Consider the following 14,646-nt stretch of genomic DNA (forward strand, 5'->3'; position numbering starts at 1 on the left):
CTGCATATCATGTTTTAGTGCGGGCCGGGACGCACGCCCCGGCCCGGTTGCGTTATACCAACCCGTATTGCCGCGTCAGGAGCGAATGCAACAGCGGCCCGAGCGTCTCCAGCGAGGCCGGCGACAGAATGTCCGCGTGCTCGCAGCTTTGGTGATGACAGATCAGCCCATCCAGATACGGCGCCCACACGGCGTTGATATCCATCTCCGGCGGCAGCGTCCGGTCGGCGACGAACAGCGTCGCCGTGCCGTGGAAACGCCGGCTGCGCGCCTGAGACAGAAGGCGCACCGCGTCGCGGTAGTTGGCGACGATGCTGTCGAACATCGCCGCCTTCTCCGCCATCAGCGCCGGATCGCCATGATCTTCCGCCATAAACTCGGCCTGTTCCTGCGCCACCTCCTTCTGTGCCTCCTCCTCGCTGGGGCCGGTCCAGTCCTGGCCTTCCGGCGGATAGGTATCCAGCATGCCGAGGAACGCCACCTCTTCGCCCTGCTGCTGCAAACGCGCGGCCATCGAGTGCGCCAGCGTGCCGCCGAGCGAATAGCCCAGCAGGTAATAAGGCCCCTGCGGCTGCAGGCGGCGCAGAGTGGCGAGATGACGATCGACCATCTGCTCAATGTCCTCGCAGGTGGCGATGGCGCCATCCGGCCTTGGCGACTGCAGGCCGATGATCGGGTAGCTCCCCGGCAGATAACGGCTCAGCCCCGAGTACTGCCAGGCGAAACCGGAAGCCGGGTGCAGACAGAACAGCGCCGNCCTTGGCCGGCCCGCAACTGCAGGCACTCGCCGACGCCGCGGCTTTCGGCCGAGTTGGCGGCCTGCGCGTCATCGAGCAGGTGCGCCATCTTCTCCAGGCTGCGGGCGAACATGATTTGCCCGACGCTCAACGGCCGCGGGACGCGCCGCCGCAGCTCCGCCGCCAAACGCATCGCCAGCAGCGAGTGGCCGCCCAACGCGAAGAAGTCGTCGTCGGCATACACCGTCTCGCGCCCCAGCAGTTCCCCGAACAGCGCCGCCAGCAGGCGTTCGCTGTCGCTGTGCGGCGCGCGGCCGCTCTGCGGGTTCAACTGCGGCCGCGGCAACGCCTTGCGATCCAGCTTGCCGCTGGCGCTGAGCGGGAAGCTGTCGGTCATGACATAGCTGACCGGCATCATATGCGCCGGCAAACGCGCTTCCAGCGCCTGATGCAGCGCGCCGGTATCCAGCGTCACGCCCGGTTGGGCGATCAGCCAGGCGACCAACTGGCGCATATCGGCGCCGCCCAGCCCCGTCGCGCCCTCGCTTAATTCGATGGCGTGCACCGCCGCTTGCGCTACCCCCGGCTGCGCCAGCAGCGCCTGTTCGATTTCGCCCAGCTCGATGCGCTGGCCGCGGATCTTCAGCTGATCGTCGCTGCGGCCCAAATACTCGACGCTGCCGTCCTCCAGCCAGCGAGCGATATCGCCGGTGCGATACATGCGCGCGCCGTTGCCGGTGGGATCGGCGACAAACCGCTGCGCCGTCAACTCCGGCCGATGCAGATAGCCGTCGGCCAGCTGAATGCCGCGCAGGTAGAGATCGCCGGCGCAGCCGACGGGCACCGGCCGCAGCATGGCGTCGAGAATGCTCAGTTGGGTGTTCCAGACCGGTTTGCCGATCGGCACGCCGGCGCCGTTCACCGCCGCCAATGCCTCGCCGGACGCCGGTTGATAGGTAACATCGACCGCCGCCTCCGTCGGGCCATACAGGTTGTGCAGCGGCGCGGCGACCAACGCCTGATAGCGGGAAGCCAGTTCGCACGACAGCGCTTCGCCGCTGCAGAACACGCGTTTCAGGCTGGCAGCGGCGCGCCGTGGCGCCCGCTCGTTCAAGGCCTCCACCCAGATAGCCAACATGGACGGAACGAAATGCAGCGTGGTCACGCCATAGTCGTCGATCAAGGTCGTCAGCGCCTGCGGATCGCGGTGCGCCTCCGGCGGCGCCATCACCAGGCGCGCGCCGACCATCAGCGGCCAGAAGAACTCCCAGGCGGAAACGTCGAAGCTGCACGGCGTTTTCTGCAGGACCACGTCCTGCGCATCGAGCGCATACTCGTGCTGCATCCAGAACAGGCGGTTGACGATCGCCCGGTGGTTTACCACCACGCCTTTCGGCCGCCCGGTCGAACCGGAGGTATACAGCACGTAGGCGGGATGATCGCCGCTCCCCGCCGGTGGGCGCGGCGCCGGTTCGCGCCCGCTGTCGTCCAGCGCATCGAACCGCAGCGTCGGCGCCAGCGCGGCGAAGCGGGCATCCAACGCGCTTTCGGTGATAATCAGCTGCGGTTTGGCGTCCTCCACCATGTAGGCCAGCCGCTCGTCCGGGTAACCGGTATCCAACGGCAGCCAGGCGGCGCCGGTTTGCACAATCGCCGTCAGCGCCAGGCTGAGGCGCACGGAACGCGGCAACGCCACCGCGACGATATCGCCCGGCTGAATGCCGGCCGCCGTCAGCCGTTCGGCCAACAGCGCGGCCTGGCGCTGCATGTCACGGTAGCTGAGGCTGTGCCAGGCGTCCTGCAGCGCGATGCGTTCCGGCGTGCGCCGCGCTTGATCGGCGATCGCCTGATGCAGAGTGGTGTCCGCCACCGCCTGCCCGGTGCGGTTGACCGCCGCGATCAGCGCCTGCTCCTGCGGCGTTTGCAATTGCCAGCGCGGCAACGGCAGATCCGGCTGGGCAATCCACTGTTGCAGCAGCACCATCAGCCGCGCGGCGAAGCGTTCAGGCTGCGGCACCGAATCGCGGTACTCCATCAGCAGACGCAGGCGCTCGCCCGGCAGCACCAGCAGCGTCAGCGGATAGTGGGTATAGCCTTTGTTACGGATAGCGTCGCAGCGCAGCGACCCTTCGCCGCCCAGCAGAGCGTCGTTGTCCGGATAGTTTTCCACCACCAACAGCGTATCGAACAGCGTGCCCGCCCCGGCCAGATGCTGGATCTCCCCCAACCCCAAATCGTCGTGCTCCAGCAGTTCAATCTGCCGGTGCTGCAGTTCGGTCAGCTGTTCCGTCAACGAACGGTCATGCTGCAGACGAACCCGCACCGGCAGCGTGTTGCTGAACAGGCCAACGTGTTCCTCGACCCCTTCTATCTGGCCAAAGCGGCCGGAAACCGGCGAGCCGAACACCACGTCCTGATGGCCGCAACAGCTAGCCAGCTGCAGCGCCCAAATGCCCTGCATCACGGTATTGAGCGTCAACCCGCGTTCGCGGCACAGGGTCAGCAAGCGCCTTTCCTCGGCCGGCGGCAGCGTCATTTCCAACTCCTGCACGCGATCGTCCTGCGCTTCACCGAACAGCAACGTCGGGCGCACATCCTGCAGCGTCTCACGCCAGAGGCGGCGCGAAGCTTCAGCATCCCGCGCGGTCAGGCGGCGCACGATATCGGCGTAGTTCGAACGCAGCGGCGGCAATGCCTGCTCGCCTTCACGCAATGCCAGCATCAGATCGTTGAGCACCACCGGCGTCGACCAGCCGTCGACAATCAGGTGGTGCGCGTTAAGGAACAGCGTGTAGCGTTCGCTATCGCCGTGTTTGATCCGCAGCGCATGCAGCATCGCGCCCGGCTGATTAAACAGATCGCGCTGCAGCTCTTTCTGTTCCAGCTCATTCAGCGCCTGCATTTCTTGCTCTTCGGACAGCGGCGGCAGCCTGTGGCTGTCCAGCGGCCAATGGCTTTCCTGCGGTATCAGCTGCAGCGGTTCGCCCTCGAGGTTGAATCGGGCGGCCAGCTGCGGATGGCGGCGGATCACCGCATTCAGCGCCTGCTGGAGTTGATGTTCGTCCAGTTCGCCGCAGAGGCTCAGGCGCGTCAGCGAGTTATAGCTGCCGCCCTGCTGCGCCGTCTGCGCATGGAACAGCAGGCCGTGCTGCAACGGCAACAGCGGCAGCGCCGCGGCCAACGGCCCGCACTCCCGCTCCCAGGCGCGCACCGCCTCATCGTCGGCGCCCGGCTGGGCGATCTCGGCCGCCACCAACGTCGCCGCCGCGCGATCGGGATGCCGTTCGGCAAATTCGCACAGCGAACGCACCGCTTGTTCGATGCCGCTGTGCAACTGCGCAATGTCGCTCTCGCTGAAAATCCCCTCCAGCCAGCTCCAGTTGATCGCCAGGCAGGCGCCGTCGCGCCGCTCTTCGACAAAGATATTCACTTCCAGGCCATACGACAGCGCCTGCTGCGCATCCTGCGCCACGGCGAAGGCGTCGCGGAAGCGGGTTTGGCTGCGTTGCGGCGTCCAGTGCCCCTCATCCTGGCTGAAACGTCCGAGGTAGTTGAACAAGATCTCCGGCGCATTGCGCTGCGCCAGCGCCGCCAGTTCGTCACGCCGCGGGTGCAGATAACGCAGCTGGCCATAACCGACGCCGCGATCGGTCACCGCTCGCGTCGCCCGTTTCACCGCGCGCACGGCCTCATTGTGCTCAGCGTCATGCAGTTCAATGCGCAGCGGATACTCCGCCGTCAGCCAGCCGACGGTGCGGGCCAGATCGAGGCCGTCGTCCAGTTCGGCGCGGCCGTGCGACTCCAGAGAGAAACGCAGCGAAGCGGCCTGGAAACGCTGGCGGCAAGCCTGAGCCAGCGCGCACAGCATGATCTCTTCAACCTGGGCGCGGTATCCCTGCGGCAATGCGCCGAGCAGCGCGGCGGTCAGCCGGCTGTCGAGCAGCGTGCGTTTTTCCGATACGTCGCCCGTGCGATCGTTCAGCGGATCCAACGCTCGCCGCCCCAAACGCGGTGCGCCGTCCGCCAGCATCCGCCGCCAGAACGGCAGCTCGGTTTCCCGGCGTTCAGCGTCGGCTCGTAGGCGTGCAGACCACTCATAGAGCGAGGTTTCTTCCGGCGGCAATGTGATCGGCTGCCCCTGCATGGCGCTGTCGGCCACCTGCCGCAGTTCGTCGAGCAGGATGCGCCATGAAACGCCGTCGACCACCAGGTGATGGATCGCCAGCACCAGCCCCAGGCTCTGCCCGTCGCGCTGCAACAGGATCGCCTGCATCATGGCGCCGGCTGCCGGATCGAGATGGTCAAGCGCGGCATCAAACGCCTGTTCCGCCGCTGATTCCAGCTCACCGGACACGGTATCAACCTGCATCAGCTCACCGGCGGCGGCGGTTTCAACCACCAACTGGCCGTCGCGGATCCGCGCGCCCAGCGCCGGGTGCGCCGCACGCAACTGCTCCAAGGCATAACGCAGCTGTTCCGGCTGCAGCTCGGCAGGCACGCGCAGGAAAACGCCGTGCGCGAAGCGACGATGCATATCGCCCGTCTCGGCAAACCAATGCAGGATCGGCAGCCCGTCGATCGGGCCTTGCTGTACGCTGCGTGCAGCCTGAGAGTCTACGGCCAGCGGCTGCATCGCCTGCACCATACGCGCGGGGGTGTGCAGCGCGAAGATCTCGCGCGGCCGCAGCAGATACCCTTTGCGCCGCAGGGCGGTGCCCAGCCCCATCGCCGAGATGCTGTCGCCGCCGAGCGCGAAGAAATCGTCGTCGGCGCCGACGCGATCCATCCCCAGCAGCTGCGCCATGGCGCCGCAAATCAGCCTTTCCTGCTCGGTGGCCGGCTCGCGAATGCTTTGCGCCAGCGTCTCCTGCGGTTTGGGCAGCGCCTGGCGGTCAATCTTGCCATTCACGTTAAGCGGCAGCTCCGGCATCACCACCAGGATCGCCGGCACCATATAATCCGGCAGACGCTGCGCCAGTTGCCCCAGCAGTTCGCTTTGCAGCGTTGGTGAGGCGCGCCGCGCGTCATTCTGCACCGAGCAATAACCGATCAGGCGATAGGTGGCGCCGATCGGCTCGGCGATCACTACCGCCCGCCCCACGTCCGGCAAGGCGGCCAAGGCGCTTTCCACCTCACCCAGCTCGACGCGGAAGCCGCGCACCTTGATTTGGTGATCGGTCCGGCCAATGAACACCAGCTGGCCCTCCGCGCTCCAGCGCATCAGATCGCCGCTGCGGTACATCACCTCGCCCTCGACAAACGGATTGGCGACAAAACGCGCCGCCGTCAGATCCGGGCGCCGCAGGTAACCGCGCGCGATGCCTTTGCCGGAAATGTACAGCTCGCCCGCCGCGCCGATCGGCACCGGCTGCAGGCGGCCGTCGAGCAGCCAGACTTCGGTATTGGCGAGAGGACGGCCAATCACCGGCTGTTCGGCGGCCGTGACCGGCGCGCCGAGGGTATCGACGGTGTATTCGGACGGGCCGTAATAGTTGTGGATCTCCACCTCCGGATGTTGCTGCATCAGGTTCCACAGCGTCGGCGTCGCCGCCTCGCCGCCGATCATCACGAACGCCGGCAGCGGGAACTGCCCTTTCAGCAGGCCGCAGTCCACCAGTTGCGAGAAGAACGACGGCGTGATGTCCAGCAGATCGATCGGCGTCTGCTGGGTTTGTTCCAGCAGCGCCCAGGGGTCGCGGCGCAGCTCCTCATCGAAGATAACCAGTTCGCTGCCCATCATCATGCAGAACAGCGGTTCCCAGGAGGAGTCGAAAGAAAACGAAGCGGTATGGCCGGCGCGCAAACGGCGCGCGTGGCGAGCCTGGAATTTTTCGATCGCCGGGCCAAACAGAGAGGCCTGATGCGACAGGAACAGGTTCAGCAGCCCGCGGTGCGTGGACATCACGCCCTTGGGTTTGCCGGTCGAACCGGAGGTGTAAATCATATAGGCCAGATGCGCCTCGTTCAGCGGCGCACGCCGTTCGTCATCCGTTATCGGCGCGGCCTCGGCGGCCGCGCAGCGCGCCAGGCACGCTGCGTCGTCCAGGCACAATACCTGCGGCAGATCCGGCATATTGACCTGCGTCGCGCGGTGGGTCAGCAGCATCGCCGGCCGCGCGTCGTCGCACATCAGCGTCAGGCGTTCACGCGGGTAATCCAGATCGAGCGGCATATAGGCCGCGCCGCTGGCCAACACGCCGAACAGCGCGACCAGCGTGTCCACCGAGCGCGGAATGCCGATGGCCACCACGTCTTCCGCGCCGATGCCGCTTTCGATCAGCACTCGCCCCAGCTGCATCACCCGTTCGGAGAGCTGACGGTAGCTGAGGCGCTCGTCGCCGCAGGCCACCGCCAACGCCTCGGGCTGCCGCTCAACCTGGCGCTGGAACGCATCCATGATTGACACCATGCCCGCCGGCGGCGTCAGATCGGCGCCGCGCCCCCAGGCCGCGAGTTGCCTTAGCTCCCCTTCGCTGATCAACGCCAGTTGACCGTTCGGCTGGTGCGGCTGCCGCGCCAACTGCTGCAGCCAATGGCCGATGCGCTCCGCGTGGTGATGCAAGGTGCGCGGCGAGTATTTGGCCGGGTTGGCGACCAACGACAGCGTCAGCACGCCGTTGCGAAAGCCGATCTCAAACTCCAGGTCATCGACCGGCCCCATCGCCAGCGTATGGGTAACGGCCGCCTGGCCGTCGAAGGACAAGGCGCTGTGGTAGACCTTGACGTTGATCACCGGGCCGTACAGTTCCTGATGGCCGCCGACCAGGCCGAGATCGCGTTTGATCTGCTCCGCTTCATAGCGTTGATGGCGGCGCGCCTGTTTGATTTGCGCCACGGTCGCCTGGCAGACGTCCGCCAGCGACATCTCCGGCGTCACGTTCAGCAGCAGCGGCAGCACGTTAACCACCGGGCCGACCGCCGCCAGCGCCTGGGAGCCCATACGGCGCATGAAAGGAAAGCCGAGTGAAAAACGGGTTTCGCCGCTCATGCGCGCCAGATACATCGCCAACGCCGCCGTGACGATATCGGCCGGTTGCAGCGACTGCAGCGCCGTATCGCGCAGCGCTTCGTCAAACAGCGATTCCGGCAGCACCAGCGCCTGTTTGAGCGGCCGGGCGCCCGGTTCAACCTCCCGATTCTCCGTCGATAATGACAGCGGCGACGGCAAATCGCGCAGATGCTGTTGCCAGAATTCGGCCGCCCGCCGGCGCGCTGGCGACGTTTGCCATTGCTGAAACTCTTCCACCACCTTGCCGAACGGGGTAAACGGCGAGGCCGCCGGAGACAGCCCGTGGCGCAGCGCGCGATAGATATCGGCGATCCGGCGGGTGATGGCTTCGAAACTGAAGCCGTCCAGGGTCAGATGATGAAAGCGCTGGTACCAGAACCAGCGATCGGCGCTGACGCGGATTATCGCATGGCGATAGAGCGGCCGCTCGCCGTCCGCAGGCAGATCCTGCGCCAAATCGTCGTTCATCAGCGCCAGCGCCGCTTGCTCGGCGTCCGGCCGCGCGCTGAAATCGAACCACTCCGGCGCCAGCACGCGCGCAGGATCGGCTATCAGCGGTAAACGCTGCACCGGCTGGCCGTCCTGCGCCTCAAAGAACCGCGCCTGAACCGTATCCGCTTCGGCCAGCCCCTGACGGATCGCGCGCTCCAGCGCCGAACGATCGATAGCGCCGTGCAGTTCGGTGTAGTGCGCCACGGCGAAGCTGTTGCGGCGCAGCGCGATTTGGTCGGCGATCCAGATCCCCGGCTGCGCCGCAACCAGCGGATAATCCCGATACTCGACCTGAGTATCCGGTAAAGAAAGCGTTTCTGACATGGTGTCTGTCCTTTCCCTCAAACGGAATGTATCGATGTGGTTGCCTGGCGCTTAACGCGCCGCATCCGCCGCTTTCAGCGCCGCCGGCCGCATGTCCTGCCAGTGCGTTTCGATGTAGTCGATGCATTCGCCGCGCGACGCCGGCCCCATCAGCACGCGCCACCCCTGCGGCGTATCGGCAAACTGCGGCCACAGTGAATACTGCTTCTGCGCGTTGACCAGCACGGAGAATCGGAGGCTTTCGTCATCGAACGGGTTTTGTTGTTCCTGAGTCATTTTCATTACCTGTCTGTCAAAATGTGTGGGTTATTCCATCGCGGCAAGCAGTCGGCGCACGCCGTCCACCAGGCCGCCGCGCCAGCAAAGCGCATCGTGCCCGCCGGAAAACACGCGGTATTCGGCGCGGTGCCCGGCCGCCGTCAGCGCCTGATGCATCTGGCGATTGACGAATTCGATGTCCGCCTCCCGATCGCCGGCCTGTTGGATCACGGTGAGCTTGGGTGTCGCCGCGCTGCGCTGCCGTACCTGGCGTATCAGCCAGCCTTCCTCCAGTTCGTGGCGTTTTTCGAATTGGGTAACGAATTGCACCGTAGGCCACCAGAAGGAGCCGGACTGGCTCAGCACGTGGCCGAAGCGCTCTGGCCAGTGCAAACCGGCATATAACGCCGCCAGCCCGCCGTAGCTCTGGCCGGCGACGACGGTGCGTGCCCCTGCCTCGCTGAACGGTTCGCGCCGCTGCGCCTGCGGCAGCAGTTCGTCGATCACCGCCTGCCAAAACGCGGCGTTGCAAGGCAGCTCGTTTTCCCGGTGTTCGCCATCGATCGCATCGATCAGCAACCAGCACGCGGGCGGCAACCGCCCTTTTGCGGTTTCGTTCTCGATCACCGGCAACAGCGCGTGCCTTTCGATCCAGTTTTGGCCATCGAGCAGCAGCACCAGCGGGCGGTTCGCTTTCACCGCCGCCTCGCCGCTGGCATACAGCCAAACGCGCCGCTGGTTACCCAGCCGTGCGCTGTGCCACTGAAAAAGCTGTAGCCGCGCCTCATCCAGCGGCCGATCGGCGGCCTGCCAGGCGCTTTGATCGTCGGCATCCGGCCCTTGCGCCAGGGATACGGGCCGCGGGCGATGAGACGGCCCCAGAGAGAGGCGATTCAGCGGATCGGCGATCGCCAACGGGAACAGCGATACCCACCAGGCACGCTGCTGGCGGTCGCGTAACGTTTCGTCGTCGCTGAAGACGGGGGGGAGGTCTCGCTCGGTAATGGGGATCAAGCTGTAGCTGCCGCGCCAGCGGCGATCGATAACGGCCGAGCCGTACCAAACGTCGGTGCCGGGGAGCCTGGTCAGGCTGCTGGGGGACGTGCTGTGGTGATCGGTAATGCCGTTGATATCGGCGTAAACGCGGCATATCGGCGAGTGCCGTTCATCGCCGGCGGGGTCGCGCCATAGCCAGGTCATTTTGACGTGCTGTTCATCGTGCGCTTCGACGATGGGCGTGCCGTGAGCGGCAACCTTCTGCCACCACGCGGATTGCCCTGCTGCCTCTTCACGCAGCCATTGCGCCGCCAATCCCTCAAGGTCGTTTCCTGGCCTCTTTTCCGGCAAAAACTCCATAGCGCCCCTTACATAACATGAGTGATTTTTACAAAACCTGACAATCGTATTGATACTCATTATCATTTTCAATACTATTTGTCGGATTTTTACCGTCGTGCAAACACGACGTCTCCACGTCGACGGGACAAGACCGCTTGTCGGCATTTCGGGGTTTATCAGGGTGGCATGACACACAAAAGCAGGTATGCAGGAGAGATAATGAAGATTAAAAACAAAGGGATAGAAAACGGAAATGCGGAGGCGATGTCCGCCAAGCGTCTGTTGCTGGGATCGGCGCTGGCGTTATTGCCCTTGGCGCCACACGCGTCTGCGGCAGCGGACGAAACGATTTTGGTGACCGCCGACGCGCAAAACAGCGTGACCGCGCCGGTCAAAGGGATCGTCGCCAAAGAGAGCGCCGCCGGCACCAAGACCGCCGCCCCTCTGCGCAAGACGCCGCAGTCCATCTCGGTGGTCACGCGCGAGCAGATGAATGACCAGGAGCCGGCGTCGGTCGCCGACGCGCTGAACTACACCAGCGGGGTGATCACCACCTACCGCGGCAACTCCAACCGTAATGACGAAGTGATCAGCCGCGGCTTCCGCTATGCGCCCAAGCTGCTCGACGGTCTGCACTTTGGCCTTTCGAGCCAAAACGGCGGCGCCGGGCAGATCGATCCCTGGCTGCTGGAGCGCGTGGAGATGGTGCACGGCCCGGCCGGCGTGCTGTACGGCCAGGTCAGCCCCGGCGGCGTGGTGGTGATGACCAGCAAGCGCCCTACCGCCCAGAGCATTCACGAAGTCAAATTCAGCACCGGCAACCGCCATCTGGCGGAAACGGCGTTCGATTTCGGTGGCAAGCTCAACGATGACAACACCCTGTTCTACCGCCTGAACGGTATCGCCCGAACCGAACACGAGTTTGTCAAAGACAGCAAGCAGCAACGGGTGGCCATCGCCCCGGCCTTCACCTGGCTGCCGAACGAAGACACCAGCTTTACGCTGCTGACCAGCTACCAGAACGATCCGAAAGCCGGGTCGCGCAACTTCCTGCCGCGCGCCGGCACGCTGTTCCCGACCAGCGCGGGCTATGTGCCCTATGACTTTAACATCAGCGAACCCAGCTTCAACAAGTCGCGGCGCGAGCAGGCGTCGATCGGCTACAGCTTCGAACATAACTTCAGCGATGCGCTGTCGTTTACCCAGAACCTGCGCTTCACCCACCGCGATGAAGAATATAAGTATCTGGTTTATAACGTAAACTCGAAGGTCAACGACCACACCGTCACCCGCATGGCGCAGCATGAAACGCAGATGACCAACGAGTTTGGCGTGGATAACCAGCTGAAGGGCCTGTTCGATACCGGCGAAGTGAAACACACCGTGCTGGGCGGGCTGGATTACCGCTACAGCCATAGCGATTATAAAATGTATCGCGATCGCGGCAACGATTACCCGATCGACTGGGCCAACCCGGTTCGCCCCAGCATCGATGGCAGCACGCTGGCGCTGGCTTCCAGCGACTTGAAGACGCTGAATCAGATCGGGGTGTATCTGCAGGACCAACTGGAGTGGAATAACTGGAATCTGTTGCTGTCCGGCCGTCAGGACTGGTCGCAGGTCAACACCCGCGATCGTACCAGCGGCGGCAAAGAGCAGACCTACAACGATGCCCAGTTCACCGGCCGCGCGGGCCTGCTCTACGCTTTCGACAACGGCATTTCGCCGTATGTCAGCTACAGCACTTCGTTCGATCCTAACCTGTACCCAAGCGCGCCGGGCGCCGATCCGCTCAAGCCGACCACCGGCAAACAAACCGAGGTGGGCGTGAAGTACCAGATCCCGGGCGGCAATACCCTGCTGACCCTCTCCTGGTTCGACATTACCCAGCGCAATGTGGCGTCTTACAACCGTCTCACCTCCGCCTACGAGCAGATCGGGGAGGTGAAATCCAAAGGGATTGAGGCGGAAGTGCACGCCCAACCAACGCCGGAGATCAAGCTGACCGCCGCCTATACCTACACCGACGTCGTGACCAAAGACTCCAACTCGGCGGACGAAATCGGCCACAGTCCGGCGGGCATCCCGCGCCACGCGGCATCCGCCTGGGGCAGTTACAGCTTCCTGAGCGGCGCGCTGAACGGCCTGACCGTCGGCAGCGGCGTGCGTTACATCGGCGATGCGCCGGCCGACGCCATCGGCCAGTACGACGTGCCGCACTACACGCTGTACGACGCCATGGTGAAATATGACCTCGGCCAGGCTTCGTCGGCGCTGCGCGGCGCGGCGCTCCAGCTCAACGTGCAGAATCTGACGGACAAGAAATACGTCTCATCCTGCAGCGGCGAGTACGCCTGCTTCTATGGCAGCGGCCGCAGCATCATCGCTTCGGTCAACTACCGCTGGTAACAAAAAGGGGTGGCCAACATCGTAATGTTTGTCAGTTAGCGTTTTTCTGAAGGTATTGATGACGTTTTCGGGCGATAAATGAAAATGAGCAAGGGGCCGTAAGATGCGGCCCCTTGCAACCCACGCCTTTGTCCAATCCCCATGCCGCACGCGGGTTAACTCGTGCGGCATGGTCATCAGGCGTTACGCCCCGCCATCACGCCGCCATCGATATCCCAGATAGCGCCGGTCACCCAGCCAGTCTTGTCAGAAAGCAGGAAAGCGACGGTTTCCGCGATGTCGACCGGTGAACCCACGCGTCCGATCGGATGAAAGCTGTCAAAGCTGTTCATCACATCCTTCACGTCGTCTTTCGGAATGAAGCCCTCATAAATCGGCGTGTGAACGACAGCTGGAGAAACCGCATTCACACGGATCCCTTTTTCACCCAGTTCAATAGCCAAGTTTTTGGTCAGCGCGTGCAGACCGGCTTTGGCCATTGAGTAGGCTGAAGACGGTGTGGCACCGATGGCCTGTCGTGCCCACATAGAGCCAATATTGACGATAGCGCCTTTGATATCGGCCTCGACCATATTGCGCACTACGTCGCGGGTGATAAAAAACGTGGCGCGGTTAATGCTCATGTACATGTCATAGTCTGACGCTTCATGTTCTGTAAACGGTTTCGGGAAGAACACGCCAGCCGCATTGACCAGCAGACTGATATCTTTGTGTTCGCTGTTAATGATGTTCACTACATGCTGCAGACCTTCTTCTTTCATCAGGTCTGCAACGATGACGGAAACCTGGCCGTCTGCAGTCAGCGCCTGACGGGCCTGCTCGGCTTTGTCCTGACGATGGCCAACAAGCACCACGCTGCCGCCGCTTTTCAGGACCCGCTTCGCCGTTTCGAAGCCCATACCGCTTGTACCGCCGACCACTAACAGTTTTTTGCCAGCAAAAGATGTATTCATCGCTAACCTCTTTACATTCATCTGGTTGTCATTAATAAGAAGCCTTGCTTCTCATCGTGTGAAACCAGATTGCCACCCTGAAAACCGATTGACGACTGAGAAGAAATTGCGACACAGGAAAGAAAATCTTTCTCGCCGGCGTATACTGAGGAAAAGAATGAATCAGGATGATCACAATGCGATCGTTAAACCGACTTAAATGGCTGCACGCTTTTGAAGCCACCGCCAGGCATGGCAGTTTTACCGGCGCGGCACAGGAGCTGGGCGTCACACCCGCCGCCGTAGGTCAGTTGGTCCGTTCGCTGGAAGACTGGGTCGGACACCCGCTTCTTCACCGCACCCGCTCCGGCAAGGAGCGGCTGACGCTGGTAGACGAAGCGCAGGAGGCCCTACAAGATATCACTCAGGGTCTCGATAAGCTGGAAACCGGTTTAAGTAAGCTTCGTGGTCGCCGGTCACGCTCGGTGGTCGTGGTGACGGCGTCCCAGGTACTGATGATGAACTGGCTGATGGACCGCCTGAACCGGTTTGCGGAAACGCATGAGAATATCGATCTGCGGCTTAACGTCACGGAAAAGCTGATGGACGTGTCGTATGGCGAGGCGGATATCGGCATTCGCTGTGGACAGGGAGATTGGCCCGGCGTGAGTAAAACCTGGCTAATGGATGAGGAAGCCGTGCTGGTCTGCAGTCCACGCCTGGCTCCCCCCGAGAAAATGGCCTGCAGTGAATGGCTCGCCACGCAAAAACTCATTCACGATGACACGCCGCATCCTGGTGCGGATTTTCCATCATGGGGTGATGTGCTGAGAGCGGTCGGTGCGCCCGAAACGCTGGAAAGCGGGCTGCATATCAATTCTACTTCAGCAGTGATCCTGTCGGCGCTGAGCGGCAGGGGCGTGGCCATCGTTCGAAACGCTCTGGTAAAGCAGCTTATCGAAACCGGGCAGTTGGTTCATCTCCATCCCGACCATCGCTGGCCACTTAGATGGTCCTACTATCTGGTCACCCCGCAGCAAAATGTCATGCGTGATGAAGTGAAAATTTTCCACGACTGGCTTCTTCAGGACGTCGTCTCAGACCGTTCATAAACGATCATCGCAGCTATTGCGCTACCTCGGCATTC

The 14,646-nt window shown here is 63.3% G+C and carries 5 protein-coding genes and 1 pseudogene; 2 read left to right on the forward strand and 4 right to left on the reverse strand.

Going from position 1 to position 14,646, the window contains the following annotated elements; translation table 11 throughout:
* Window positions 1–52 precede the first annotated feature (52 nt).
* From ADK28_RS27600 to fes, 3 genes and pseudogenes are all read right to left on the reverse strand, one after another.
* A pseudogene (locus ADK28_RS27600) lies at window positions 53–8,562 on the reverse strand (amino acid adenylation domain-containing protein).
* Window positions 8,563–8,613: 51 nt separating this feature from the next.
* Entirely contained in the window at window positions 8,614–8,838 is a 225-nt protein-coding gene (locus ADK28_RS27605; RefSeq protein ID WP_048797242.1) for an MbtH family protein, read from the reverse strand.
* Window positions 8,839–8,868: 30 nt separating this feature from the next.
* Window positions 8,869–10,176 (reverse strand): enterochelin esterase, encoded by a 1,308-nt coding sequence (gene fes / locus ADK28_RS27610; protein WP_239686285.1) that lies wholly within the window; start codon window positions 10,174–10,176, stop codon window positions 8,869–8,871.
* 201 nt (window positions 10,177–10,377) lie between these two features.
* Between fes and ADK28_RS27615 the strand changes: the two genes are divergently transcribed.
* Window positions 10,378–12,567, forward strand: a complete 2,190-nt coding sequence (locus ADK28_RS27615; protein ID WP_048797231.1) for a TonB-dependent siderophore receptor — start codon at window positions 10,378–10,380, stop codon at window positions 12,565–12,567.
* A 176-nt stretch (window positions 12,568–12,743) separates the two neighbouring features.
* Here ADK28_RS27615 and ADK28_RS27620 read toward each other — a convergent pair whose 3' ends face one another.
* The gene (locus ADK28_RS27620) at window positions 12,744–13,520 is read right to left on the reverse strand and encodes an SDR family NAD(P)-dependent oxidoreductase (protein ID WP_033640272.1); all 777 of its coding nucleotides are present in this window, start codon (window positions 13,518–13,520) and stop codon (window positions 12,744–12,746) included.
* Window positions 13,521–13,696: 176 nt separating this feature from the next.
* On the opposite strand from ADK28_RS27620, the gene ADK28_RS27625 reads away from it, so the two are divergent.
* Window positions 13,697–14,611 carry a LysR substrate-binding domain-containing protein gene (locus ADK28_RS27625; protein ID WP_033641411.1) on the forward strand — a complete coding sequence of 305 codons (915 nt, stop codon included), beginning with the start codon at window positions 13,697–13,699 and terminating at the stop codon, window positions 14,609–14,611.
* Window positions 14,612–14,646 lie beyond the last annotated feature (35 nt).

It is taken from the genome of Serratia sp. 506_PEND (genome assembly GCF_001076875.1).
In the GTDB taxonomy this organism is placed as follows: domain Bacteria; phylum Pseudomonadota; class Gammaproteobacteria; order Enterobacterales; family Enterobacteriaceae; genus Serratia; species Serratia marcescens.

What these genes read in the sequence shown, in the direction of transcription:
- ADK28_RS27605 (WP_048797242.1), bottom strand. Translation starts at nt 8,838, where the DNA reads ATGACTCAGGAACAACAAAACCCGTTCGATGACGAAAGCCTCCGATTC.
- fes (WP_239686285.1), bottom strand. Translation starts at nt 10,176, where the DNA reads ATGGAGTTTTTGCCGGAAAAGAGGCCAGGAAACGACCTTGAGGGATTG.
- ADK28_RS27615 (WP_048797231.1), top strand. Translation starts at nt 10,378, where the DNA reads ATGAAGATTAAAAACAAAGGGATAGAAAACGGAAATGCGGAGGCGATG.
- ADK28_RS27620 (WP_033640272.1), bottom strand. Translation starts at nt 13,520, where the DNA reads ATGAATACATCTTTTGCTGGCAAAAAACTGTTAGTGGTCGGCGGTACA.
- ADK28_RS27625 (WP_033641411.1), top strand. Translation starts at nt 13,697, where the DNA reads ATGCGATCGTTAAACCGACTTAAATGGCTGCACGCTTTTGAAGCCACC.